18 protein-coding genes and 2 pseudogenes are annotated in these 24,674 nt (G+C 65.0%); 14 read left to right on the top strand and 6 right to left on the bottom strand.

Annotated elements, in window-relative coordinates; all coding sequences use genetic code 11:
• Positions 1-127: 127 nt before the first annotated feature.
• From BCO18175_RS10460 to BCO18175_RS10450, 3 genes are read left to right on the top strand one after another with little or no spacing between them, the layout of a single operon-like run.
• Entirely contained in the window at positions 128-3,574 is a 3,447-nt protein-coding gene (locus BCO18175_RS10460) for a molybdopterin-dependent oxidoreductase (RefSeq protein ID WP_174980524.1), read from the top strand.
• Between the two features lie 23 nt (positions 3,575-3,597).
• Complete coding sequence (locus BCO18175_RS10455; protein ID WP_174980523.1) at positions 3,598-4,533, top strand: ornithine cyclodeaminase family protein; 936 nt, start codon at positions 3,598-3,600, stop codon at positions 4,531-4,533.
• Between the two features lie 25 nt (positions 4,534-4,558).
• A complete protein-coding gene (locus BCO18175_RS10450) occupies positions 4,559-6,010 on the top strand; it encodes a short-chain fatty acid transporter (protein ID WP_174980522.1) in 1,452 nt (483 codons plus the stop codon).
• Positions 6,011-6,129: 119 nt separating this feature from the next.
• Here BCO18175_RS10450 and BCO18175_RS10445 read toward each other — a convergent pair whose 3' ends face one another.
• Positions 6,130-6,801, bottom strand: a complete 672-nt coding sequence (locus BCO18175_RS10445; RefSeq protein WP_174980521.1) for a TetR family transcriptional regulator — start codon at positions 6,799-6,801, stop codon at positions 6,130-6,132.
• A gap of 94 nt (positions 6,802-6,895) precedes the next feature.
• On the opposite strand from BCO18175_RS10445, the gene BCO18175_RS10440 reads away from it, so the two are divergent.
• Together BCO18175_RS10440 and BCO18175_RS10435 are read left to right on the top strand one after the other, a co-directional pair.
• Positions 6,896-7,726, top strand: a complete 831-nt coding sequence (locus tag BCO18175_RS10440; protein WP_174980520.1) for an NmrA family transcriptional regulator — start codon at positions 6,896-6,898, stop codon at positions 7,724-7,726.
• Positions 7,723-8,208 carry an anthrone oxygenase family protein gene (locus BCO18175_RS10435; RefSeq protein ID WP_174980519.1) on the top strand — a complete coding sequence of 162 codons (486 nt, stop codon included), beginning with the start codon at positions 7,723-7,725 and terminating at the stop codon, positions 8,206-8,208. The genes BCO18175_RS10440 and BCO18175_RS10435 overlap by 4 nt, the downstream gene beginning before the upstream one ends.
• 9 nt (positions 8,209-8,217) lie before the next feature.
• Here the strand turns inward: BCO18175_RS10435 and BCO18175_RS10430 are convergent, their stop codons facing one another.
• Together BCO18175_RS10430 and BCO18175_RS10425 are read right to left on the bottom strand one after the other, a co-directional pair.
• The gene (locus BCO18175_RS10430) at positions 8,218-9,333 is read right to left on the bottom strand and encodes a hypothetical protein (protein WP_174980518.1); all 1,116 of its coding nucleotides are present in this window, start codon (positions 9,331-9,333) and stop codon (positions 8,218-8,220) included.
• Between the two features lie 32 nt (positions 9,334-9,365).
• Complete coding sequence (locus BCO18175_RS10425; protein ID WP_174969563.1) at positions 9,366-10,166, bottom strand: AraC family transcriptional regulator; 801 nt, start codon at positions 10,164-10,166, stop codon at positions 9,366-9,368.
• A gap of 90 nt (positions 10,167-10,256) precedes the next feature.
• On the opposite strand from BCO18175_RS10425, the gene BCO18175_RS10420 reads away from it, so the two are divergent.
• Positions 10,257-11,165 carry a DMT family transporter gene (locus BCO18175_RS10420; RefSeq protein ID WP_174980517.1) on the top strand — a complete coding sequence of 303 codons (909 nt, stop codon included), beginning with the start codon at positions 10,257-10,259 and terminating at the stop codon, positions 11,163-11,165.
• Between the two features lie 26 nt (positions 11,166-11,191).
• A complete protein-coding gene (locus tag BCO18175_RS10415) occupies positions 11,192-12,145 on the top strand; it encodes an ATP-binding protein (protein WP_174980582.1) in 954 nt (317 codons plus the stop codon).
• 68 nt (positions 12,146-12,213) lie between these two features.
• On the opposite strand, the gene BCO18175_RS10410 is transcribed toward BCO18175_RS10415, so the two are convergent.
• Positions 12,214-13,632 (bottom strand): PLP-dependent aminotransferase family protein, encoded by a 1,419-nt coding sequence (locus BCO18175_RS10410; protein ID WP_217483908.1) that lies wholly within the window; start codon positions 13,630-13,632, stop codon positions 12,214-12,216.
• A gap of 244 nt (positions 13,633-13,876) precedes the next feature.
• Here BCO18175_RS10410 and BCO18175_RS10405 point away from each other — a divergent pair, with 244 nt between their 5' ends.
• From BCO18175_RS10405 to BCO18175_RS10380, 7 genes and pseudogenes are all read left to right on the top strand, one after another.
• The gene (locus tag BCO18175_RS10405) at positions 13,877-14,524 is read left to right on the top strand and encodes a response regulator transcription factor (RefSeq protein ID WP_174980515.1); all 648 of its coding nucleotides are present in this window, start codon (positions 13,877-13,879) and stop codon (positions 14,522-14,524) included.
• Positions 14,525-14,838: 314 nt separating this feature from the next.
• A pseudogene (locus tag BCO18175_RS40975) lies at positions 14,839-15,612 on the top strand (ESPR-type extended signal peptide-containing protein); the annotation flags it as partial.
• A gap of 33 nt (positions 15,613-15,645) precedes the next feature.
• Positions 15,646-18,000 (top strand): annotated as a pseudogene (locus BCO18175_RS10400) (YadA family autotransporter adhesin); the annotation flags it as partial.
• A 143-nt stretch (positions 18,001-18,143) separates the two neighbouring features.
• The gene (locus BCO18175_RS10395; RefSeq protein WP_174980513.1) at positions 18,144-19,037 is read left to right on the top strand and encodes a LysR family transcriptional regulator; all 894 of its coding nucleotides are present in this window, start codon (positions 18,144-18,146) and stop codon (positions 19,035-19,037) included.
• A gap of 102 nt (positions 19,038-19,139) precedes the next feature.
• Positions 19,140-19,922, top strand: a complete 783-nt coding sequence (locus tag BCO18175_RS10390) for an aldolase (RefSeq protein WP_174980512.1) — start codon at positions 19,140-19,142, stop codon at positions 19,920-19,922.
• Between the two features lie 37 nt (positions 19,923-19,959).
• Positions 19,960-21,288, top strand: a complete 1,329-nt coding sequence (locus BCO18175_RS10385; RefSeq protein ID WP_174980511.1) for an MFS transporter — start codon at positions 19,960-19,962, stop codon at positions 21,286-21,288.
• A 118-nt stretch (positions 21,289-21,406) separates the two neighbouring features.
• Complete coding sequence (locus BCO18175_RS10380) at positions 21,407-22,813, top strand: PLP-dependent aminotransferase family protein (protein ID WP_217483907.1); 1,407 nt, start codon at positions 21,407-21,409, stop codon at positions 22,811-22,813.
• Positions 22,814-23,024: 211 nt separating this feature from the next.
• On the opposite strand, the gene BCO18175_RS10375 is transcribed toward BCO18175_RS10380, so the two are convergent.
• Both BCO18175_RS10375 and BCO18175_RS10370 read right to left on the bottom strand, forming a co-directional pair.
• Positions 23,025-23,783, bottom strand: a complete 759-nt coding sequence (locus tag BCO18175_RS10375; RefSeq protein ID WP_174980581.1) for a Tat pathway signal protein — start codon at positions 23,781-23,783, stop codon at positions 23,025-23,027.
• A gap of 31 nt (positions 23,784-23,814) precedes the next feature.
• A complete protein-coding gene (locus BCO18175_RS10370; protein ID WP_174980509.1) occupies positions 23,815-24,636 on the bottom strand; it encodes a hypothetical protein in 822 nt (273 codons plus the stop codon).
• Positions 24,637-24,674: the final 38 nt, after the last annotated feature.

Here is a 24,674-nt window from a genome sequence, read left to right as displayed (position 1 = left end):
AACGGTACACCGGATCGGGTCGCGCGATATTGATTCAATATATATCAAAGCATCAAAAGGATGAATTTGTCATGGCCCGTTCCGCTTCTTAGCATGGAGTCAAACATGAAGCGGACGATGCGAACTGATGGAAACGCAGGAGAAAAAAGGCTATTGCACGTTGTGCCGGTCACGGTGCGGCACGATCAACGTCGTGCGTGGCGACATGATGATCAAGGTGCGGCCCGACGAAACGCATCCGACCGGCCATGCGATGTGCATGAAGGGGAAGGCCGCACCTGAACTCGTGCATAGCCCGAACCGGGTGTTGTATCCGATGCGGCGGACCCGGCCCAAGGGGTCCGCCGATCCGGGCTGGAAGCGCATCGGCTGGGAGGAGGCCCTGTCCGAGATCGCCGAGCGTCTTGCGCATTTCAAGCGCGAGAACGGTGCCGAATCGGTGGCGTTCGGCGTCACGACGCCGAGCGGAACACCCATGAGCGACAGTATCGACTGGGTCGAACGATTCGTCTGGTTGTTCGGAAGTCCGAACATCTGCTACGCGACCGAGATATGCAACTGGCACAAGGACAGCGCGCATGTCTTCACGTTCGGCTGCGGCATGCCGACCGCGGATTATCAGCATGCCGATCTCATCGTTCTGTGGGGCAACAATCCCGCCAATACGTGGCTGGCCCAGGCCGATGCGATTGCAAAGGGCCGCCGCCGAGGGGCGAAGCTGATCGTCGTCGATCCGCGGCCGACGCCGCTCGCACGCGAGGCGGACCTGTGGCTGCGAGTCAATCCCGGAACCGATGGTGCGCTCGCGATGGCCATCGCGCGGCAGATGATCGAGATCGGCAACGTCGACGATACCTTCGTGCGGAGATGGACGAACGGCCCGTTGCTGGTGCGTGGCGATACCGGACGGTTTCTGCGTGAACGGGATATCGACCCGCACGCATCGGGCAATCGGTACGCATTCTGGAACCAGACGCTCGATCGGCTGGAACTGGTTGAAGAGGAGGCCGGTACGGCACTCTCCGATCTGTTGATGACCGGCACGCGCCACGTCGGGATCACGGACTCGACCGGCCGTTGCAGGCAGGTGGAATGCACGCCTGCGTTCGACCTCTATTCGCGTGCGCTCGCAGCCTATACGCCGGAACACGCAAGCACGATCACCGGCGTCGATGCAGCCGACATCATGAAGGCTGCCGAAATGCTGCATCCCGGGCAGGGAATTGCCTATCACGCGTGGTCCGGCGTGGGGATGCACACCAATGCCACGCAGACGGAGCGATCCATTGCGACGTTGTATGCGTTGACGGGCGCGTTCGATACGTGCGGCTCCAATCGGGAATGGACGAAGCAGCCGGCCAATGCGGTCAGCAGCTATGCGATGCTGGACCCGCGGCAACGCGCGAAGGCGCTCGGCCTGGCGGAACGACCGCTCGGTCCGCCGTCCCAGGGTTGGGTGACGGCACGCGACGTCTATCGCGCCATTCTCGACGCGGAGCCCTATCGGATACGCGCGCTGTTCGCGTTCGGCACGAACATGGTGCTGTCCCAGGCGGATGGCGGCATCGCCCACGATGCGCTTTGCGCGCTCGATTTTCACGTTCACTGCGATCTCTTCGAGACGCCGTCGTCCCGCTACGCGGACATCCTGCTGCCCGTGAACACACCGTGGGAGCGGGAAGGCTTGCGGCTCGGTTTCGAGATCAACGAGCGTGCGGTCGAACTCGTCCAGTTGAGACAGCGCATGGTGCCGCCGAGAGGGGAAAGCCGCGCCGACTACGACATCGTCTTCGATCTGGCCGTTCGGCTCGGCATGAAGGACCGGTTCTTCGGCGGCAGTATCGAGGCGGGGTGGAATCATGTGCTCGAACCGCTCGGGCTGGACGTCGCGTCGCTGCGCGCGCATCCGGAGGGCATATCCAGGCCGTTGACCCAATGCGAGCGTCGATACGCGTCGTCGACACCCGACGGCGCACGCGGTTTCAACACGGAGACGTTGCGGGTCGAACTGTATTCCGAGAAGTTGCATCGTCACGGCTACCCGCCGGTTCCCCGATATGTGCCGCCGCAGCATGGACAGGGCGGGGAGGCGAACGATCGCCGCCGATTCCCCTGCACGCTGACCTCGATGAAGAACGGGTACTACTGCCACAGTCAGCACCGCGGGCTTCCGAGCCTGCGCCGTCGCGCGCCGTACCCCGTAGCGGAACTCAATGACGATCTGGCGGCGGAACACGGCATCGTCGATGACGACTGGTTCCTGATCGAAACGACGAACGGCGCGGCGCGCTTCAAGGCACGCCTCGTGCCGGAGCTTGCGCATGACGTGATCGTGGCCGAATACGGCTGGTGGCAGGCCTGCGACGAGATCGGCATGGATTCGCTCGCCGTGGACGGTCGAAACAGCAGCAACTTCAATCGGCTCGTTTCGGCGGCCAGACTCGACCCGGTGAGCGGATCCTCGCCGCTGCGTTCCGTCCGCTGCCGCATCCGTCCGGACCCGTCGATCGATCCGTCGCGCCGTTCGTGGAAAGGGTTGCGGGATTTTGTCGTATCCGCCGTACACGAGGAAGCGAGCGGCGTGCGAACCGTCACGTTTCGGGCGTCGGACCGAGGGGCGTTGCCGGACTACTTGCCCGGGCAGCACGTGACCGTGCACGTTCCGACGCTTGGCGACGGCGGTACGACACGGGCCTATTCCTTGACGGGCGCCGCCTGCGAAGACGATCGCCGGACTTACTCCATCTCGGTGCGCCACCAGAAGGGCAGAACCGCGGAGGGTGTTCCGTTCGAAGGTGCGATGTCCTCCTACATACATGGATCGCTCAAGGTGGGAGATCCCGTTCTGCTCGGCGCTCCCGCCGGCACCTTCATCGTACCGCCGGCGTCGAAGCAACCCGTCGTGATGTTCGCGGGCGGCATCGGCATCACGCCATTCATCTCCTATCTGGAGTCGATCCGGGATCGGGGGGCGCAGGCGCCGGAATCGAGACTCTTCTATGCAAACCTGAACAGCACGACGCACGCATTCCGCGAGCGCATCGAGATATTGAAGCAGCGGCTGCCGAAGCTGGAAGTCGTCAACTGCTACAACCAGCCGCACGACGAGGTACTCGGGCGCGCTTACCAGATAAAAGGCTATCTGACGGCGGACGTAGTCAGTGACGATCTGATTCAACGGCGCGCACGGTTTTATTTGTGCGGCCCGGAACCGATGATGCAGGCGATCACCGCGGGATTGATCGAACGTGGTGTTCCGCCCTTCGACATCTTCAAGGAGGCGTTCAGGTCGCCGTCCAGGCCGGCGCCCGACCCGTCGAAGCGATTCGTCGTCGAGTTCACCCGATCGCGTCGCGTTGCCACCTGGACGCCTCGCGACGGAAGCCTGCTGTCGTTCGCGGAGTCGCTCGGGGTCGTCCTGCCGAGCGGTTGCCGTGTCGGACAGTGCGAGAGCTGCGCGGTCAAGGTCGTATCGGGTGAAGTCGCGCATTTGAGCGGGCACGGGCCCGATGAACCGGATGTGTGTCTCGCCTGTCAGGCCATTCCGGCAACCGACGTTGCCATCGATGCATGAACCCGCCTAAGGAAATGTTCACCATGAAATACTTTGACGCCGTGGCAACGCGCGATGCACTGGATTTTGAATCGCTGGTATCGCGCTTGAGGCAAGCGTTCGTCGAGGGTTGCAACGTGCCGCTTCGCCATGCGCATGCCGTCAATTCCGGCGGTGAAGACGAGGGCACGGTTCTCATCATGCCCGCGTGGGAAGACAACGGCTATCTGGGCATCAAGACGGTCAATATCTTCCCGGGTAATGCGAGGCACGGATTACCCGGGTTGCACTCGACTTATGTGCTCTATGACGGGCGAACGGGAAAGCCGCTTGCGCAGCTGGACGGGGACGAGATCACATCACGCCGCACCGCGGCTGCATCGGCACTGGCCGCGACCTATCTGGCCCGTCCGGATGCGTCGCGTCTCGTCCTGCTGGGCGCCGGACGAGTCGGCAGCCTGGTTCCGCTCGCGTATCGCAGCCAGTTGCCGATTTCGGACGTCGAAGTCTGGGACAGGAACCCCCGGGCAGTGGCCGAACTGGTCGGCCGGCTGACCGGTCTTGGCTTCAACACGGAGCCCGTTACCGATCTCGAGAAGAGCGTCAGACGCGCTGATATCGTTAGTTGTGCGACGCTTGCGACGGAGCCGATCGTCCGCGGCGAATGGCTCGCACCGGGATCGCATCTCGACCTGATCGGCAGTTTTACGCCGCGCATGCGCGAGGCCGACGACGACTGTTTCCGGAATGCGGAGATTTACGTCGATACGGACGAAGCACCACAAAAATCCGGTGATCTCCTGGGCCCGCTGTCGCGCGGTGTCATGGCGATCGGCGACTTGAACCGGACATTGTCGGCATTGTGCAAGGGCGAAGCGAAAGGCAGGCCGAACGACAGCCGGAGAACGGTGTTCAAGGCCGTCGGTACCGCGATGGAAGACCTGGCTGCTGCCATCCAGGTCTATGAAAAATCAAACTAGTGTGTTGATGGACAAGGAGACCAGGATGAAGGATCTGATGGAGGTGCCGCGCGTCGATGCGCCGGCGACGGACCGTGAAGGCGCGCTCGAGCGAATGGCCGCCGGCGTGGCGCGCTGGTCGGAGAAGTGGTTCCCGGACGCTTATATCTTCGCGGCGATCGCGGTGGTCATCGTGGCAGTGGGCGCGATTGCAATCGGCGCGCCAATCAGGCAGGTCGGCGTGGCGTTCGGCGACGGCTTCTGGAGCCTCATCCCGTTCACGATGCAGATGGCGATCGTTGCAATTTCGGGTTATGTCGTCGCGGTATCGCCACCCGCGTCGAAACTGATCGGCGCGCTCGCGCGTTTGCCGTCGTCCGGACGGGCGGCCGTGACGTTCGTCGCGTTCGTCAGTATCGTTGCATCGTTGTTCAACTGGGCGATCAGCCTGATCTTCAGCGGCCTTCTGGTTCGGGCACTGGCGCGTCGCGCCGATCTGCACATGGACTACCGGGCAGCGGGCGCGGCCGCTTATCTCGGCATGGGGGCGACATGGGCACTGGGATTGAGCTCGTCCGCATCGCAACTGCAGGCGAATCCGGAGAGCCTGCCCAAGACGCTGCTCGCCATCTCCGGCGTCATTCCCTTCGCGGAAACCATCTTTCTTCCGCAGTCGATGTTGATGGCTGCCGTGCTGACGGCCGTTTCGCTACTGGTTGCCTGGCTGTCCGCGCCCGGCGGCACGCGTGCAAAGACTGCGGCGGAACTCGGGATTCATCTCGACGAGGCCCACGCGACGATCCCGCGCCCGACTCGCCCGGGAGACTGGCTCGAGTACAGCCCGCTCATCACCCTCGCGATCGTGGCGATCGGGTCGATCTGGGTTGCGCACACGTTCACGACGAAAAATCCGATGATCGCGATTTCGAATCTGAACACGTACAACTTCCTGTTCCTGATGCTGGGCATGCTGCTGAACTGGCGGCCGAGGCGATTCCTCAATGCCGTCGCGCGCTCCGTGCCATCGGTCGCAGGTGTGCTGATCCAGTTTCCGTTGTACGGCGGAATCGCCTACATCCTGACCAAGGCGTCGGCGCCTGCCGGACTGCCGCTCTCCGATCATCTCGCGCATTTCTTCGTCGCGCTGTCCTCGCAATCATCGTTTCCCGCGGTGATGGGTATGTACTCGGCCGTACTCGGATTCTTCGTTCCGTCCGGCGGTGGCAAGTGGATCATCGAAGCGCCCTACGTGATCGAAGCGGCAAAACTGCTGCACGTCCATCTGGGCTGGGCGGTGACGGTCTACAACGCGGCCGAGGCATTGCCGAACCTGGTCAATCCGTTCTGGATGCTGCCGCTCCTTGGTGTGCTCGGGCTGCGTGCCCGCGACATCGTGGGGTTCACGTTCACGCAGCTGATGGTGCATCTTCCGCTGGTGATTTTCATGCTCTGGGCCCTCGCGAGCACGCTCAGCTACCATCCGCCAGTCATGCCGTGACGAACGTCAGGCTTGTTTGCCGTCGGCGGATGTCGTGCGATGCGTCGATGGGCGACCGGTTCCGTATCCGGCAGGCGCGGTGCGAAGTCGGTGCCGGCCGCGTACTTTGCTTGACACGACTACGCGTCCAGCACCGACAGATCCCGCGGTAGTCCCCGCTTGAACATCGCAAGGATCTGCCTCGCTGCCTTTGGCGGCAGCGTGATCGCATGGCGCACGGCCGCCGCGATCTGGACCATCATCAGCTCGGCGAATGCGCTCCGTTGCGCGTGCGGGGTGCCGGGCGCCACTTCTCCCAGCGCATCCGCGAACATCCCCGCCAGAAACTCGCCGTCCGCCCGGTCGAGCGCCTGCAGCGCGCGGTCGGCCTGCGTGGCCCGCCAGATGTCGCGCATCAGCGGCTCATCGACGAACATCCGGTAGTAGCTGTCCGTGATGCGGGCGAGCGTGGCGTGCAGGTCGTCGAGCGTCTTCATCGCGGCTAGGTCGCGCCGCACGCAGTCGTGCCCGGCCTCGTTGTAGCGCTCGGCCAGCGTGCCGATCACGGCCGCCTTGTCCGGAAAGTACTGATACAGCGAACCGAACGAGATGCCCGTGCGTTCGACGATGTCGCTCATCCGGAACGCGTCGCAGCCTTTCTCGACCATCACTTCCGACGCGCACGCGAGGATGCGCTCGAATCGCTCGCGGCTGCGCTGCTGCGTTGGCACCAGCCGCGCGCGCGCCGGCGCGTCCGCTGCCGCTGCCGCCGCTTCCGGCTCGTCGTTCTGCCCCGATTTTTGTCGGCCCATGCCGCCTCCGGAAAAACTTGACGTTGCTAATGCGAGAGTCTATCGTGTTTTTCAAACGCGAGATATTCTCGCATTTTAGTCAAAGGAGACGGTCATGTCGGCACTTCCCATCCTCATCGTCGGCGGTTCGGGCAAGACGGGCGCCCGCGTCGATGCACGGCTGCGCGCGCGCGGCATGGCGACCCGGCCCGTGTCGCGCACGTCGGCCGTCCGCTTCGACTGGGCGGCGCCCGAGACGTGGCCCGCCGCGCTGGAAGGCGTATCAGCCGCGTACGTGACTTACCAGCCGGACCTTGCCGTCGAAGGCGCGGTGGACGCGATCGCCGCATTCGCGCGGCTTGCGCGGGAAAGCGGCGTCGAGCGCGTGGTGCTGCTGTCCGGGCGCGGCGAGCCCCGCGCGCAGGCTGCCGAGGCCGCGTTGCAGGCGTCGGGTGTCGGCTGGGGCGTGGTGCGCGCGAGCTGGTTCAACCAGAACTTTTCCGAGGGCTACCTGATCGACGGCGTACTGGCCGGCGAAGTCGCGTTGCCGGCCGGCTCGGTGCGCGAGCCGTTCGTCGATGCGGACGACATCGCGGACGTGGCGGTGGCCGCACTCACCGATGCCCGTTTCGCGAACCGCGTGATCGAGGTCACGGGCCCGCGCGCGCTGACGTTTGCCGAAGCGGTCGGCGAAATCGCGCGGGCCGCTGGGCGGCCGGTCGTCTATCGCGAGATTCCGGCCGATGCGTTCGTTGCCGGATTGCGCGAGGTCGGGGTGCCGGAGCCGGTCGTCGCGCTGCTCGACGATCTGTTCGGCGTGGTGCTCGACGGGCGCAACAGCGCGGTGACGTACGGCATCGAAGAGACGCTCGGGCGGCCGGCACGCGATTTCGCCGACTATGCGCGCGCGACGGCCGCGACCGGCGTGTGGAGTGCACGATCATGATCGCGTTCGTGACCGCCGCATTGCTGTGGGGCTCGGCCATCGGCTGCGGGCTGATGGCCGGCGTGTATTTCGCGTTCTCGACGTTCGTGATGACGTCGCTCGGACGGATCGCGCCGCATGCCGGCGTGGCCGCGATGAACGCGATCAACGTCGACATCGTGCGTTCGCCGTTCATGCCGCTGTTCCTCGTCACGACGCTGATGGCGCTTGCACTGGTCGTGATCGCGCTGCTCGATCGTAACCAGCCGGGCGCGATGGCGGCGGTCGCTGGCGGCGCGTTGTACGTGTTCGGGATGTTCGCGGTGACGATGGCCGTCAACGTGCCGCTCAACGATGCGCTTGCCGCGGCCGATCCGTCGACCGCGCACGGCGCGGCGCTGTGGACGCGCTACGTGCACGACTGGACGATGTGGAATCACGTGCGCACGGTGGCGTCGGCAGCCGCGTGCGTGTTTTTCATCGCGGGGATTGCCGCGCGGTAACGGCGCGCGTCATGCGGTGTGCGCGGCCTGCCCGGGCAACCGGTATTCGGCGATGGTGCCGGCATCGAATGCGATCAGCGAACCGCGCACCGGATCGTGCCGCCGGGCAACGAAGCCCGGAAGGGCCCCGAGCGGCGCACCCGAGGCGATGCGCCAGATCGTCGTGCCGGCGGGCGTCGCCACATATAACGACGCGCCATCGCTGAACAGGCCGCCGATCCGGTCGGGTTCGGTCGCCATCGGGATGCGCCGGTCGTTCGATTGCAGGGCTACGGTCACATCCAGGATGCGTACGCCGGCGTCCTGCCCGGTTTCGGCGAATTCGTCCTCGTCCCAGTCGGCGAGCCCCCAGTACGCGATATGCCGGTTGTCGATCCAGCAGGCGGGCGTGTCCCAGTCGTCGCGCTGGGTCAGGTCGACGACCGATGCGCCGTCTTCGCTTTCGAAGGGGTTGGCGTCGAGCCACGCGGCGACCGACCACGCGCGCGGGATCGAAACGGGATGCCAGACCCAGCCGTCATCGAACAGCCGGCTGCCGTCGGGGCTCGGCACGAGCCGGCCGTGGAAGTAGTCGAGGAAATGCGCGGGCCGGTCGTCGTTGGTGTACGGCGCGATGTCGCGCGCAGTCAGCGATGCACCGGTGGCCGGGTCGGCCGCATCGAGCCGGTTCCAGGCGGTGCGATGCACGAAGATCGTGCGATCGCGATGACGGAGGAAGCACGCACTGAACGGCACGGTATGCGGGTAGTAGTCGCCGCCGTCGAGCTGCATCGTCGGTGCGCCGGTGGCGAGGTCGACGACAAGGCCGTGCCGCCCGTAGTCGGTCACGATCGCCGCGTACCGGCCGTCAGGCGCAGCGTGCAGGCGATAAGCGGGCGTGCCGAACGCGGTGTGCCCCGTGGCAGGCGGGAGCGGCGGTAACGACACCGAACACAGCGTCGTGGGGCGCCCCGTATCGAGATCGACGCCGTGCAGCGAGCCGTCCGCCGTCAACACGAGCAGATGGCCGTAGCCGGCCTGAACAATACAGGTATCGACGATCGGCGCGTGTTCCCACGTGTGCGTATTCACGGTACGGGATTCGTGCGTCGATGCAGACAAACGGTGCGGGCTGGTCGTGTTCATGAGCGCGATTCTATCGCTCACGGCGCCCGTGTCTATGCATAAAACGCCGACGGCGACACGCCGAAATGCCGCTTGAACATCGCGGAGAACGCACTCTGGCTGCTGTAGCCGTGATCCATCGCGACGGTCAGCACCTTCTCGCCGTGCGCGAGACGCTTGAGCGCGAGCAGCAGCCGCGCCTGTTCGCGCCAGCGGCGAAAGCTGAGCCCCGTCTCGCGCCGGAACGCGCGATGGAGCGTGCGAACCGACAGCCCGAGCAGGTCGGCCCATTCGGCGATCGTGCGCAGGTCGTCGGGCGCGGCGACGAGCGCGTCGCAGATCGTGCGCAGGCGCGGGTCGTGTGGCCACGGCAGGTACAGCGGCAGCAGCGGCGCGACCGTCACCTCGTCGAGCAGCAGGTGCATCAGGTGATCGTGGCGCGAGCCCGGCGCATAGTCGAGCGGCACGTCGACCGCGGCGAGGATCAGCTCGCGCAGCAGCGGATGCACTTCCACGACGCAGCTCCGTGCGGGCAGGTGCTCGACCGCGCCCGGCTCGACGAACACGGTGCGCATCTGCACGTCGCCGCTCATCTGCACCGTGTGGTCGAGACCGGCTTCGAGCCACACGCCGCGCGTCGGCGGCACGACCCACGACGCGCCTTCGGACTGCACGTGCATCACGCCCTCGATCGCATAGAGCAGCTGCGCGCGGCGATGCCGGTGCGGCGCGATCGACGTGCCGTGCGCGTACGTCGCCGCCATCGCCGACACGGGCATCGGCGTCGATTCGTAGCGCAGGTGTGCGCCGGGCGGGGTGGACTCGAGTGTCCGATTCGCGACAAGTCGTGACATTTTGGCGTGAGACAGGCAGTTGGGCGGGCGGGCACGATGGCGTTCCCATCCACGCCAGATCCCTGTCAGGATATTAATCCGTCAATTGCGATGAACAAGTCCCCTTTTCTGTTTCCTTTCTGCGCGATCGCGCTGTGGGCCGGCAACGTGGTCGTGTCGAAGCTGTCGGCGTCGACGATCGACCCGTCGGCGATCACCTTCTACCGGCTGGTGCTCGCCGTCGCGCTGATGAGCGTGTTCACGCTGCGCCCCGCGTGGCGCAATCGCGCGGCGCTGGTCGCGCACCTGCCGAAGCTCGCGGTGCTCGGCTTTCTCGCGATGGCGCTGTTCCAGAGCCTGTCCTACGAGGCCGCGAAAACGACCAGCGCGACCAACATGGCGATCATCACGGCGCTCGTGCCGCTGATGACGATGCTGCTCAGCTCGCTGCTGCTCGGCGATCCGCCGGGCGCAGGCATGGTCGGCGGCGGGGTGCTGTCGCTCGCGGGCGTGGTCTACCTGATCGCCGAGGGGCACCCGACGACGATCGCCGCGCGCGGCGTGCATGAGGGCGACCTGCTGATGCTGGCCGCGTCGGCTGCGTATGCGTTGTACGGCGTGTTGCTCAAGCGCTGGCGCATCGGTGCGCTGCCGGCATGGCAGTCGACCTACGTGCAGGCGCTCGCCGCGCTCGTTTTCATGGTGCCGATGCTGCTGCGATTGCCCGCGCAGGCGGCGTGGCCGACGCGTGCGAGCGTGCCGCTGATCCTGTATGCCGGCGTGCTGGCGTCGGTGGTGCTGCCGTATTTGTGGATGCAGGGCGTGCGGCTGCTCGGCCCGAGCCGTTGCGCGATGTTCATGAACCTGCTGCCGGTGATGACGGCCGGCGGCGCGATCGTGCTGCTCGGTGAATCGCTGCGCCTGTATCACCTGATCGGCGGCGGCGTGGCGCTCGTCGGCGTCGCGATCGCGCAGCGGTTTCCGTTCCAGGCGAGCGCATCGCAAGGAGTGCGGCAATGAGCGGCGATCGCGATATGCAGTACCTGATGGCCGCGCTGCCGGACGCTCGCGCATCCGTCGATGCACCGGCGCTCGCGCACCAGCTCGAACGGATCGCGACCGCGCTCGAAGCGCTGGCGGGCACCGGTCAGCCGGCGCACGTCGATTTCGACGCGGGCGTTGCATTCCGCTGGCGCGGCTTCGACGGCGGGCCACGGACAGCACCGCTCGAACCGGTCGCGGCACCCGCGCTCATCGCGTTCGATGCGCTGCGCAACGTCGAGAGACAGGTGGCGATCGTCGAACGGAACACGCGGCAATTCGTGCGCGGGTTCGCGGCGAATCACGTGCTGTTGACCGGTGCGCGTGGCACCGGGAAGTCGTCGATCGTGAAGGCGTGCCTGCACGCGTTCGCGCCGCACGGGCTGCGGCTGATCGAGGTCGGCAAGGAACGGTTGAGCGACCTGCCGGCGATCGTCGAAATGGTACGTGCGCGGCCCGAACGATACATCGTGTTCTGCGACGACCTGTCGTTCGAGGCGGGCGAGACCGGTTACAAGGAACTGAAGACGGTGCTCGACGGCTCGGTCGCGAGCGACCTGTCGAACGTGCTCGTGTACGCGACGTCGAATCGTCGCCACCTGATGCCCGAGCAGGCGAGCGACAACGCGAATGTGTCGCGTGCGGAGAACGGCGAGCTGCATCCGGGTGACGCGGTGGAGGAGAAGATCTCGTTGTCCGAGCGCTTCGGGATCTGGGTGACGTTCTACGGGTTCACGCAGGACGCGTATCTGGCTGTTGTCGAAAGCCGGCTCGGTGAGGCCGGGTTCGATGCGGAGCAGATTCGTGCGGCGCGCGAACCGGCACTGCAGTGGGCGCTGGAACGCGGTGCGCGGTCGGGGCGGATTGCCGCGCAGTTCGTGCGGGATTTCCTCGGGCGGCAGGCGGACGACAGTGATGCGGATGAAAACGCAGGCGGATTGAGCAAGGCACTACGGTAACGTTGCTGATAGCACGCGGAGCGCAACATCGCGCGTAGTTCATCCCGGTGCGCGCGGAGCCATCATGATCATGAGGCTCCGCCAGTCAGCGCCCGAATGCAATCGTCGATTTCGTCGAGCGAGCGCTCCAGCATTGCAGGCGTCAAGTACCCGTACCCGAACACGAATCCGGGGATATCGTCGTTCAGCGCGGAGAAGCGAGCGACTTCGTTGAAGCGGATGCCGCGCGACTTCAGCGCGGCCCGCAGGGCGCGATCGAACGCAGGATCGCGGCCGGCGATCCACACGTGCAGCCCGACGCGGTCGCCATGCAGGTCGATGCGGTCGGCATGCACCGCGAGCCGGGCGAGCAGGGTGTTGCGCATCGCAGCATAGTGCCGCTGCATGCGCCGCAGATGGCGGTCGAGCTGGCCCGATGCGAGCAGGAACTCGGCGACCCGCTGCGCGGGCAGCGACACGTGCTTGCATTCGCGATCAACGAATGCGGCGAGCGCCTCGGCAACCGCCGAGGGCGCCACGATGAAGCCGAGCCGCAACGACGGGCCGACCACCCTGGAAAACGTGCCGATCAGCATCGTGGTATCGGGCGCGCTCGCGAAGATCGGCGGTAGCCGGGTGCCTTCGTGCTGGAATTCACTGTCGTACTCGTGCTCGACGATCAGGATGCCGTGCTGTCGGGCCAGTTCGATCAGCGCTTCACGGCGCGATCGCGGCAGGCGCCCGCCAAGCGGATACTGATGCGCGGGCGTGATGTGCACCATCTGCGGCACGGCTCCGTCGACGACGACATGCTCGACGAGCAAGCCGTCACGGTCGACGGGCACCGGCCTGACCGTCGCGCCGGCCCGCGTGAACGCGGTCATCGCCCTCTGGTATCCCGGATCTTCGATCACGCACAGATCTCCGCCGTTCAGCAATGCCTGCGAGACCAGTTGGAGATCGTTACCGACGCCGTGCGTGACGACAACGTGATCAGGATCGACCTCGACAGACCGATGCGTACGCAACCATCGTGCGATGCCACGGCGCAGGCCGCGTTCGCCTCGTGGATCGCCGTAGTCCTGCGGTGGAAGATGCCGGCCTGCCTCCCGGCATGCGTTGCGCCAGACGTCGAGCGGCAGCGCATGAGCATGTGCGCTTTCGGGCCGCCAGTCTAGCGACGCTGCGCCCCCGGTTTCGTCGGCCGGTGTGGGCGCCTGCAGGCGTTCGAGTACCGCGGGAAGCGGGGTACGCGGGGCGGGACGCACGCTGCCGTCCGATGCGCCCGAGCGGACGAACGTGCCGTGGCGGCCACGCCCTTCGAGCAGGCCGACCGCGATCAACTCGTCATACGCGTTGACCACGCAGTTGCGCGTCACGCCCAATTGCGCGGCCAGGTCGCGGCTTGCCGGCAGGCGGGCGTCCGACTGCAACCTGCCACTGTCGATCAATCCCCGCAGTTGCCGCACGATCTGGCGAGCGATGGGCTCGTCCAGATGCCGATGCACGTCGATTTCGACCAAGGTCGGCGATGCATGCCGGGACACGTGCCTTGCAACCATTGACGCCTCGAATTGAGCCGGTTTTGGCTCTTAAAGATTGTGTGGAAATGCCGAAGAATGCCGACTCCGGGAAACCATGACGCGCGCCGGCGTGACGATTGCGTTGGCCCGCGTGGGCGACGTTCCCCCCGCCACCCCGGGGGAGCGGCGATGTCGGCGATGCGGCGGAGCAATAACCTGCATTGAATTCATGAACAAGTTCATCAATCTGCGCGTGCTGGTTGCGGACGCGCACGCGGCCGTTTGCGCGGGCGTACGTCTTGCGCTGCAGGCCGACCCGGTCGTCGGTGACGTCGTTGAAGCGCGTTGCGCGGAGGATCTGGTGAGGCACCTGGATCAGAACCATTTCGACATATTGGTGTGCGAGCTGACGCTGCTTGGAAGGAACGACGGCGGCGGCGTCAGCCTCGAAGGCGTTTACCGGCGTCGCCCGGCAACGAGGATCGTCGTGCTCACGCAATCGGACAACGCGGGCGTGATGCACGCGTTGCTGACGCAAGGCGTGCAGTGCATCGTCAGCAAGGCGGACGATCTCGATCATCTGCTTTGCGCGATTGTTCGTGCACATGCGCACGAACCCTATTTGTCGCCGCGCATTCTGGCGCTTGTGCAAGGCCTGAAGGCGGGCAGGAACGGATTGAACATGCTGACCGCTCGAGAGGCGGAGGTTGTGCGGATGTTCGTATCCGGGATCGGGATCGATGAAATCGCGGCGCGAGTAGGACGAAGCAAGAAAACCATCAGCACGCAGAAGGGCACGGCGATGCGCAAGCTACGGCTTTGCAGCGATATCGAACTGTTGAGATTCGGCATGGAAGTCGGGCTGACGGCGCTTTGATTGCGAATGGACGACAGTGTGCGGCCGTTTACGAATCAATTTCGCACAGCTTGCAATGTATTAAGTTATCTAGTCCAAGTCCGATGTACGAGCCACCGAGCGGCCCGCACAATTCGTCACAGCTCACCCGGATGACCGACGCAAAACCGGTATGGGCCATTGCTCGTGTGATACGAGCAGGCGATCGCCGGAATTCCATGGCGATCGTCACGATTTCCTGGTGATGGTGATTGAAGGCTGATCATTCCGTTTCGACAAATCAAAAGAGCACGCACAATAAGTCGCAGTCCTGATTACTTGGCATGCGTTAGTTGATGCGTGGTCTTCAAACAGACTGCTACACGCAAATGAACCGAATGTACAAAGTGATCTGGCGCGCGGCGCTCGGGATCTGGGTTGTTTCGTCCGAATTGGGCAAGACGCAAGGCAAGCAGACGGCGTGCGCGTCGGTTGCGCAGGGGGCGTCTGCTCCATCCGTGTCCGCGCCGGTGCCGCGAGGGGGGCGTGGTGCACCTGACTTTTCGGAGATCCATTGCCGGGAGTACGTTGTCCGGATAGCCATGGGCATGCTTCTGATCGGCGGGTCGATGGTGTTGGTGCCACGCGCATACGCCGGGCAGAATCCCCTCGATGTGCGGTTTCCCCTTGATAGATACGCCAATCAAGCGTCGATTATCGAAAACTTCTATTCGAAGACGGGCGCGACGGCCGATCTGGGGATCCCTCCTGGATCGAAGCCGAGTGCCAACCCGTCGCCTTGTCTCGGGAGGCTCTTCGATCGAGGAAATCCGGGCTATCAGGGCTCACGTTTTCAAATTCCCACTGCCAACCAAGGTGTGAGTGGAGCGACTTATGTGGCAGACCTTGGCTGTTCGGTAGCTTTGGGCATGGGTGCAAGCGCTGATGCCCAGGCCAGCATTGCGATCGGTGACAGTGCTCGCGCTGCGCAGGTTGGTGTCGCGCTGGGTTTCGGCGCCGTGGCCACGAATGGTTCGGGTGTTGCGATCGGACCGGTCGCGCAGGCAGGGGGGAGCTCGAGTATTGCGATCGGCAGGCAGTCGGCGGCAAACGGTGGCTACTCGGTAGCGCTCGGCAATGTCTCCAATGCGCCGGCACTAGGCGGTATTGCGATCGGAAATTCGGCGGCTGCGGAGGGCTACCGTTCGATCGCGATCGGTGCATCGGATATCAACGCGGGAAATGCGTCGACGAACGGTCCGGTGGCGGGGGGCGCACTCTACGGCAACAACCAGACACGAGCCATGGGTATAGGCTCGGTGGCGCTGGGGGCAAGCGCGACGGCAAGCGACGCCGACAGCGTGGTGCTCGGATCGTGGAGCGTCAGCTCGCCGAATGCAACGGGACGCGCAATGTACAGCGGCGATACGATCGCTTCGAACGGCGCAGTGTCGATCGGCAAGGCCGGCAGCGAACGCCAGATCAAGAATGTCGCGGGCGGCACGGCCGGCACCGATGCAGTCAACCTGAACCAGTTGACCGCGGTGTGGAATGATGCGGTGAAGTACGACGACCCGAAGACCGGTGCCATCAACACCGTGACGCTGAAACCGGGGACGACGCTCACGAACGTTGCGGCGGGCCAGCTGTCGGCGACGAGCACGGACGCGGTCAACGGTTCGCAGCTCTACCAGACGAACCTGACCGTGAACAACCTGGGCAGCAGCACGGCATCGCTCATCGGCGGTGGCGCAACGTACGATCCGGCGACGGGCAAGATGACAGGGCCGACGTTCAACATCGCAGGCGGCCAGCAGACGACGATCAGCGACGCGATCAACGCGTTGAACGAAGGCTGGAACGTGACGACGAGCGGCAACGCGAGCGGCACGTCGGTGACGGCAATCAAGCCGGGGGCGACGATGACGGTCGACGGCGGCAAGAACATTGCGCTGACGCAGGACGGTTCGACGATCTCGATCACGACGAGCGAGACGCCGACGTTCACGAGCGTGGGGATCGACAACGGCGGCCCCGTGCTGTCGGGGTCGGGGCTCGACATGGCGGGCCAGAGGGTCACGAACGTGGCACCGGGCAATGTGTCGGCGACGAGCACGGACGCGGTGAACGGTTCGCAGCTCAACGACACGAATCGAACGGTACAGCAAGTCAGCGACAGGGCGGTGAAGTACGACACGAACGCGGACGGCTCGATCAACACCAACAGCGTGACGCTGAACCCGGGCGGTACGCCGACGACGCTCACGAATGTGGCGGCGGGCCAGCTGTCGGCCACGAGCACCGACGCGGTCAACGGTTCGCAGCTTTACCAGACGAACCAGACCGTGAACAACCTGAGCGGTCAGATCGACGGTATCGTGAACGGCGGCGGCGTCAAGTACTTCCACGCGAACAGCGGTGGCACGACGCCACTGCTCGATTCGCAGGCGAACGGCGCGGGCAGCACGGCGATGGGCCCGGCGGCAACGGCCAACGGTGCGAACACGGTCGCGGCAGGCAACGGTGCGGTCGCGAACAAGGACGGTGACGTCGCGCTGGGCGCGGGATCGGTAGCCGATCGTGGCGCGGAGTCGTACACCGGCAAGTATTCCGGCGCCGACAACAAGACGGCCGGTACGGTGTCGGTGGGCGCACCGGGTGCCGAACGTACGCTCAGCAACGTGGCCGACGGCCATGATGCGACGGACGCGGTAAACCTGCGCCAGCTCGACGGGACCCTCCAGGCGGCGAAGGATTACACCGACCAGCGCGTGCAGGACCTGACCGGCCAGATCGTGGACGGCAAGTTCGAGCAGATCACCACGCAGACCACCAGCCTGGGCGATCGGGTGACGAGTGTCGAAGGCAACGTGACGAACCTCTCGAACGGCGCCAGCGGCATGTTCCAGGTCAGCCAGGACCAGGTTCCGGTCGCACCGATCGCAAGCGGCAGCAATTCGGTGGCCGGCGGTACGGGCGCGGTCGCGTCGGGCGCGAACAGCGCGGCGCTTGGCAACCACGCAAGCGCGACGGGCAGCAATTCGACGGCGATCGGCAATGGCGCGGCGGCGTCGGGCAACAATTCGGTTGCGCTGGGGGCCGGTTCGGACGGCAGCCGCGACAACGCGGTGTCGGTGGGTTCGGTCGGCCAGGAGCGCCAGATCGTGAATGTCGCGCCGGGCACGGCCGGCACCGACGCGGTCAACGTCAACCAACTGCGCGAGACGGAACGCAATTTCGGCAACCAGATTGCCGGCGTGCGCGGCGACATGCAGGGCATGGACCATCGCCTGAGCGCGGGCATCGCCACGGCAATGGCGATGGCCGGCCTGCCGCAGGCGTATGTGCCGGGCAAGAGCATGGTCGCGCTCGGCGGCGCCACGTGGCGCGGCGAAAGCGGTGTCGCGCTCGGCTTGTCGACCATCTCCGACAGCGGCAAATGGGTCGTCAAGGGCAGTGCGAGCAGTACGTCGCGCGGCGATATCGGCGCGTCGGTGGGCGTCGGTTACCAGTGGTAAGTGCGCGGATCGGATAAGGGCCGTTGACATCGGGAGGTAGCCGGAGCGGGACTTCCTGTTCCGGTTGCCCTCAGCGAACCTTCCGTCGTCGTGCAAAAGAGCGATAGGATTGTTGAGGATACGAAACCACTGTCGAGAAGAACATGGAAGCCACGGACCGGCAATTGCGCTACTTCGTATGCATAGCGGAATCGGGGACACTGTCGAAGGCCGCGGATGTGCTCGATCAGACTCAATCCGGGCTGAGCAAGCAACTCGCGGCGCTGGAATCGTCGATCGGGCAGCCGCTGTTTGCCCGTACCGGGCGCGGCGTGGAACTCACGGAAGCGGGGATGTTGCTGTACAACGCAGTGCAGCCGGCTTATCGCGACATCGACTTCGCGGTCGAGAGCGTCCGGCGCCATGGCGTCACGCACGGCACGGTGCGCCTGGCCACGGTGCATACGTTGAGCTACTACTTCACGGCCGACCTTGTCGCGCGCTTTATCGGCACGCACCCGCAGGTGAATCTCTCCATCCTCGGGCGCAGTTCCCCTGAAGTGGTCGCGCTGGTCGAATGCGGCAAGGCGGATATCGGGCTTGTCTACGATTCGGTCGTGGATGCGGAATCGCTCGTGTCGCACCCCTTGTTCGACGATGACATGGCGTTGATCGTGCGCGTCGAAAGTCCCCTCGCGGGCCCGCAGGACTTGACGCGCATTCCGTTGCGGCTGGTCGGATTCCCTGCCCACTACGCGCTGCGGCGCATGCTGCAAAGCGCTGGACTGCAGCCAGAGTTCTCCGCGGAAGCCGAAACCATCGACACGATGCTCGAACTGGTCTCGTCGGGCGTCGGAGACTGCGTTCTGCCGTCGAACATTCCCGACAGGCTCCTGGCCAACTACGGCTTGCGCAAGCTGCCGGTCGTGTCGCCGATGCTGCGCCGCCGCGTGGTGGCGATCACGCACGCAGGAAAACGCCAAACTCCGCTGGTGAAAGCGTTCCTGCAGTGCACCACGAAACTTGCCGACGAACTGCGAGGCGGACGGCCGGAATAGCTGCTATGAGTCGGGCTTCATGGCTCTCCGTGGCCGGTGTCGACAGTATTGGGTCTTCGCGCGCACACCGCGCCGACAGCCACCCTATTGGAGACACATCGCATGGATACCCAGCTCAGAGAGAAATCGTATTTCGACCAGCGCGCAACGGATGACATGAAGAAGCATCTGCGCGCCGTCGAGCGCAGCGTTCAGGAAACCATGGCCTACGCGTGCCGGATTCTCGCGATGACGGAACAGGAGGCAGGGCTTGCCGGGCAGATCAGCGTGCGGTCGAAGCGCCCCGGTGCGTACTGGACGCTTCGTTTCGGGCTGGGTTTCGACGAAGCCACCCCGGACGACTTCATCGAGGTCGATGCCGACCTGAATACGTTGACGGGTGAAGGCATGGCCAATCCCGCCACGCGCTTTCATCTGTGGGTTTATGACGCGCGTCCGGACGTGAACGCCATCATCCACACCCATTCGCCTTGGGCAACTGCCCTCGCGACGGCACGCCAGCCGCTGGTGATTGCCCAGATGGACATGACGCCGCTGCACGACGACTGCGCATTTCTGGCCGACTGGCCGGGCGTGCCCATTGCGGACCAGGAAGGCGTGCTCATTTCCGATGCGCTGGGATCCAAGCGAGCGATCATCCTTGCCCATCACGGGTACCTGACCGCGGGCGCGACCTGCGAGGAAGCCACCTACCTGTCGGTATACCTGGAGCGCGCCGCCCGCCTGCAGGTTCGCGCACAGGCTGCCTTCGGCCCGTTGACGCCGGTGAGCGATGCGCTCGCCGCCGAGGCGCATGACTATCTGCTCAAGCCCTCGATCGTCAATGCGACCTTCAATTACTGGGCGCGTCAGACCCGCGGCATTCCTGCGTTGTCGGTCGCCTGACCGCCGGCTTTCTCGAATCGTTCTCCCGGAAGTCACTATGACAACGTCAGCTACGCGTGCGGCGAACTCTCGCCGTCAATATGTCACGGCCGGACTGGCCAGCATGATGGGTACCACGATCGAGTGGTACGACTACTTTCTGTACGGCACCGCCGCGGCCCTGGTCTTCAACAAGATTTTCTTCCCTGCCTTCGATCCCGTGACGGGCACATTGGCTGCGTTCGCGACCTATGCAGTCGGCTTCTTTGCGCGTCCGCTGGGCGGCATCGTATTCGGGCACTTCGGCGATCGGGTCGGGCGCAAGTCCATGTTGCTCATCACGCTTTTCATGATGGGTGTCCCGACCATTCTGATCGGCCTCATTCCGTCTTACGACAGCATTGGATACTGGGCCGCGGTGCTGCTCGTCGTGATGCGTGTCCTGCAAGGGATCGCGGTGGGCGGGGAGTGGGGCGGTGCCGTGCTGATGGCCGTCGAGCATGCACCAGAGGGGAAGAAGGGTTTCTTCGGCAGCCTGCCGCAGACGGGTGTTGCGCCGGGCCTGATCCTTTCGTCGCTCGCAATGGGCGCCGTCGCGAAACTGCCGGAACAGGACATGTTGTCCTGGGGATGGCGGATCCCGTTCGTGTGCAGCGTCCTGCTGTTGCTCGTGGGGTGGTTCATCCGAGTCAAGGTGGCCGAGTCCCCCGACTTCGCACGCGTGCAAACCAAGGGCGACAAGGTCGAGGTGCCGGCCCTGGTCGTGCTGCGCCGCTATCCCAAGGAAGTGCTGATCGTGATGGGCGGTCGGTTGGCCGAGGTGACGTGGTTCTACACCGTCGTCACGTTTGCGCTGGCGTACACCACGGGAACGCTGGGCATCCCGCGCACGGTGATGCTGGATGCAACGGTCTGGGCCGCTGCCGTGGCACTGTTCACCATGCCGATAGCCGGCGTGCTGGGTGACCGGATCGGCTTCAAGTGGGTTTTCATGGCGGGAGCAGCAGGCATTCTGGTGTTCGCGCCGGTCTTCTTCACGATGCTGCAAAGCAGGAATCCGGCCACCATCACGGCCGCAGTCGCGATTGCAGTCGGCGTGGTCTATGCGGCGCTGTATGGTCCGGAGGGCGGCCTGTTCTCCGCGCAATTCCCGCCCGAAGTGCGCTACAGCGGGATTTCGATGGCGGTGCAAGTCTCCGGGGCGATCGGCGGCGGGCTCGCGCCGCTCGTGGCGACGTCGCTGCTGGCTCTGGGCGGCGGAGATGCACGTTACATCGCATGGTATCTGAGTGCCCTGGGTGTCCTTGCCATCATCAGCGCGCTTTTCATGCATCACCCGTCACGCTTCGCATTGCCCGTTGGTGATCGCCTGGAAGCCCGGCCATGACGCCGGCCGGCTGCCAGTTCCGCGCAATCGTCAAGAGCCCAAAGCGGCTCGATTCGAGGCATGAATGGTTGCAAGGCATGTGACCCGGCAGGCATCGCCCACACTGATCGAAATCGACGTGAATCGTCATCTGGACGAACCCATCGTCCGGCAGATCGTGCGGCAACTGCGGCAGCTGATCGGCTCGGGCAGGCTGCCCCACGGGGCTCGCTTGCCCGCAAGCCGCGACCTGGCGGCCCAACTGGGCGTGACGCGCAACTGTGTGGTCGACGCTTATGACGAGTTGATTTCGGGCGGCCTGCTCGAAGGGCGTGGCCGCCACGGCACCTTCGTCAGGTCGGGCGCATCGACCGGCAGCGCGTATCCCGGCCGGCAAAACCCGCTTCCCGCGGTACTGGCGCGTTTGCTGGCGCGGCCATCGGTCGATGGGACAGGATCCGCCGCGTCACTCGACTGGCGGCCGGGCCTGGCGCATGTCGATGCGCTTCCGCTTGACGTCTGGCGCAACGCCTGCCGGGAAGCGGGGCGGCATCTTCCGCCGCAGGGCTACGGCGATCCGAAAGGCGAGCGTGGCCTGCGTCGTGGCATCGCGACCTGGTTGCGTACGCATCGTTCGATCGACGTCGATCCGGATCACATCATCGTCACGCACGGCATCGGTAACGCGCTTCAGACGATTGCGCAGGCACTGCTTCGACACGGTGATTGTTGTGTGACCGAGAATCCCGGCTACGCGGGGGCGGTCACGGAGTTCACCCGGGCGGGTGCGGCGGTCCGGGCCGTCGCCGTCGACCGCGACGGCATGTGCGTCGACCAGGTCGTGCTCGACGGTGCGGCGCCGCAGATGGTGCACGTCACGTCCGCGCATCAGTATCCGCTTGGGGGGCGGCTGCCGAGGTGGCGCCGTGAAGCGCTCACCGGCCTGGCGCGCAAGCACGGCATCCTGATTCTCGAGAACGAATACAACAGCGAATTCCAGTATGAAGGCGCGAAGCTGCCGCCGATCTTTGCCAGCGCGCCTGATACCACGCTGCTGTTGGGTACGTTCGCAAGAGTGGTCGGCCCATCGTTGCGGCTCGGGTTCATCGCGGCGCCACCGGCAATCGTCGAAGTGCTCGTCGACTTCGTCGATCGCGAACGCAGGCATGTGTCGCTGCCCACGCAGAAAGTCGCCGAGTTCCTGCTCGTGTCCGGTCAGCTCGATCGTCATCTGCGGCGCTTGCAACGCCATTACGCGGCGATGCGGGCCACCCTTCGCAGCAGGCTGTCGGTACACGCCGAGCGGATCGACATGTGCGGCGACAGCGGCGGGTTGCATGTGTCGATTGCCGGTCGTGTCCCCGCATTTGATCGCGAGCTGCGAACGGCATTGAGGTCATGCGGGATTCGCTTCAACGACATCGCGCAGTTCTCGACGCCGAACGACAATATCCCGGGCTTCGTGTTCGGGTACGGGCACATGTCTCCGGCGATGCTCGAGCGCTCGCTCGACGAAATCGATGCGTGCATCGCGGAGTTGACCTAGTGGGGAAATAGCGGCAGCTGACGGGGCGTGATGCCGCAATGCGCGTAATACGGGTTGGTGCGCTCCGTATAGCCTGCGTGATCGTTCGATGCGGATCCTTGTCCAGCCACGGCTACCAAACCGGTCCCGATTCGGCACAGTCGTGCGGCCGTTGGCGACCGAGTCGACTGGTGGTGGCCCGACTCACGCCCGCCAACGGCGGCCGGCGACCTCAACCGTTCGGGTATTCGCGATTGATCAATTCGAGCCGCAGCATGCCGAGCTGCACGGCCAGGTTGCTCATCAGATAGAGATCGCGCCGCCGCAATGCCGGCATCTGCGCGGACGTGTCGTAGAGAAGCGGCAGCGTCAGGCCAGCCGGCACCGCTGCCTGCATCCCCGCGGCCTTCGATGCGCGCACGGCGATCGACGCCTGATCCGAATGGGTGACGACGCCGATCTTGCCGAGCGCCGCAGCGGAGCCGGCCCGCTTGACGATCGCGGCAGCCACGCCGTCGGGCGTCGGTATCGGGCTGCCGGTGGCTGCCGCGGGCGTCGCGATCGGCGTCACGCCGGCGGTCAGTCCGTATTTCGACGCGAGCGCGCTCGCCACTTCCTGCTGCGCGAAGATTGGCGCTGCAACCTTCTGTCGAAGCTGGAACACGGCGTCGGCAATCGCCTCGTTCACGGGGTCTGGCACGGGCGCAGCACCTGGTGCCCCTGCATGACTGCCGAAGCTGAACGCGGCAATCGTGTCGATGCCGGTGGTGTCGACGGTGGGCGGCGCCCACGAGAAAAATGTGTCGAACAGGTAGCCGGTTTCGTCGGAGGCGGTCGCGCGGTCGTTCAGTTCGTTCGTCAGCTTGCCGAGTATCTGGCGCTGCAGCTCCGTGTCGGAATCAGGAACCTCGTTCGCGAACGCGGGGACAACGGATGCGCGTGAAGCGGCAAGCAATGAAGTGGAAGCCAGGAAATGGCGGCGGGTCGTCATGATCATCAAGTTGGCGTGGAGAACGGAAGGCTCAGCCCTTCGGGAATGCTTGCGTCGTTGCGCTGGTCGCGCGAGCAGGCAACTGCACGGACATGTCGTGTACGAGGTACAGGCTGCGGTTGCGTGTCCACGGCTGGCCCGATTGCGGGTCGTAGAGCGTCGGTAGCGGCACCTCGGCCACCGCGGCCGCCTTCATACCCGTCTGCTGCGAGGTCTGGATGCAGCGCTTCGCGTGGTCGCGATGGCCGACCACCGCGACGGTGCCCATTGCGGATGCGCCACCTGCGCGCGACACCGCTTCTTTGGCTACGCCGACCGTGTTCAGGTACACGATCGTACCGTCGCTCGCGATCACCGGCTCGATCGACGACAGCACGTCCGTGTCCATTCCGTATTTCGACACGAGAAAACGGGCGATCTCCCACTGCGCGTAGACCTTGACCGGCTTCAGCTGCCGAATGCGGTACACGGCATCCGCGAGCGCTTCGTTGACGGGCCCGGGGTCGGGCAGCGCGGACTGATTGCCGCCCGTGCTCGACGTATTGCCGCTCGCCGCGTTCGGGCGATTGCCGAAGCTGTACGCGACGATCGCATCGATCTGCGCGGCGGGTACCGTCGGCAGGTCCCACGTGAAGCCCACGTCGGTCAGCACGGGCAGGATCGCACTGACCGTCGCCGCGTCGTCGAGCTGCGCGTTCAGCTTCGCGGACATCTGCGCGGCCAGTGCCGCATCGGTGATAGGCACCGGCGTGACGTCGTCGCCGCCGCACGCGCTCAGCAGCGGCACCACCGCGGCGGCTGGCGCGGCCGCCAGGAATTTTCTACGTGAAGGAGTCTGATTTTTTAAATTCATAAGATATGCGAAACGATGTGAGTGGCGTCCGGGCATGT

Source organism: Burkholderia lata, assembly GCF_902499335.1.
Taxonomy (GTDB): domain Bacteria; phylum Pseudomonadota; class Gammaproteobacteria; order Burkholderiales; family Burkholderiaceae; genus Burkholderia; species Burkholderia lata_B.
Note: the sequence above shows the minus strand (reverse complement) of the source record. Positions and strands in the feature narration are given on the sequence as shown.

Coding starts and splice junctions, on each gene's coding strand:
- BCO18175_RS10460 (WP_174980524.1), top strand. CDS start 128: ATGGAAACGCAGGAGAAAAAAGGCTATTGCACGTTGTGCCGGTCACGG.
- BCO18175_RS10455 (WP_174980523.1), top strand. CDS start 3,598: ATGAAATACTTTGACGCCGTGGCAACGCGCGATGCACTGGATTTTGAA.
- BCO18175_RS10450 (WP_174980522.1), top strand. CDS start 4,559: ATGAAGGATCTGATGGAGGTGCCGCGCGTCGATGCGCCGGCGACGGAC.
- BCO18175_RS10445 (WP_174980521.1), bottom strand. CDS start 6,801: ATGGGCCGACAAAAATCGGGGCAGAACGACGAGCCGGAAGCGGCGGCA.
- BCO18175_RS10440 (WP_174980520.1), top strand. CDS start 6,896: ATGTCGGCACTTCCCATCCTCATCGTCGGCGGTTCGGGCAAGACGGGC.
- BCO18175_RS10435 (WP_174980519.1), top strand. CDS start 7,723: ATGATCGCGTTCGTGACCGCCGCATTGCTGTGGGGCTCGGCCATCGGC.
- BCO18175_RS10430 (WP_174980518.1), bottom strand. CDS start 9,333: ATGAACACGACCAGCCCGCACCGTTTGTCTGCATCGACGCACGAATCC.
- BCO18175_RS10425 (WP_174969563.1), bottom strand. CDS start 10,166: ATGTCACGACTTGTCGCGAATCGGACACTCGAGTCCACCCCGCCCGGC.
- BCO18175_RS10420 (WP_174980517.1), top strand. CDS start 10,257: ATGAACAAGTCCCCTTTTCTGTTTCCTTTCTGCGCGATCGCGCTGTGG.
- BCO18175_RS10415 (WP_174980582.1), top strand. CDS start 11,192: ATGGCCGCGCTGCCGGACGCTCGCGCATCCGTCGATGCACCGGCGCTC.
- BCO18175_RS10405 (WP_174980515.1), top strand. CDS start 13,877: ATGAACAAGTTCATCAATCTGCGCGTGCTGGTTGCGGACGCGCACGCG.
- BCO18175_RS10395 (WP_174980513.1), top strand. CDS start 18,144: ATGGAAGCCACGGACCGGCAATTGCGCTACTTCGTATGCATAGCGGAA.
- BCO18175_RS10390 (WP_174980512.1), top strand. CDS start 19,140: ATGGATACCCAGCTCAGAGAGAAATCGTATTTCGACCAGCGCGCAACG.
- BCO18175_RS10385 (WP_174980511.1), top strand. CDS start 19,960: ATGACAACGTCAGCTACGCGTGCGGCGAACTCTCGCCGTCAATATGTC.
- BCO18175_RS10375 (WP_174980581.1), bottom strand. CDS start 23,783: ATGACGACCCGCCGCCATTTCCTGGCTTCCACTTCATTGCTTGCCGCT.
- BCO18175_RS10370 (WP_174980509.1), bottom strand. CDS start 24,636: ATGAATTTAAAAAATCAGACTCCTTCACGTAGAAAATTCCTGGCGGCC.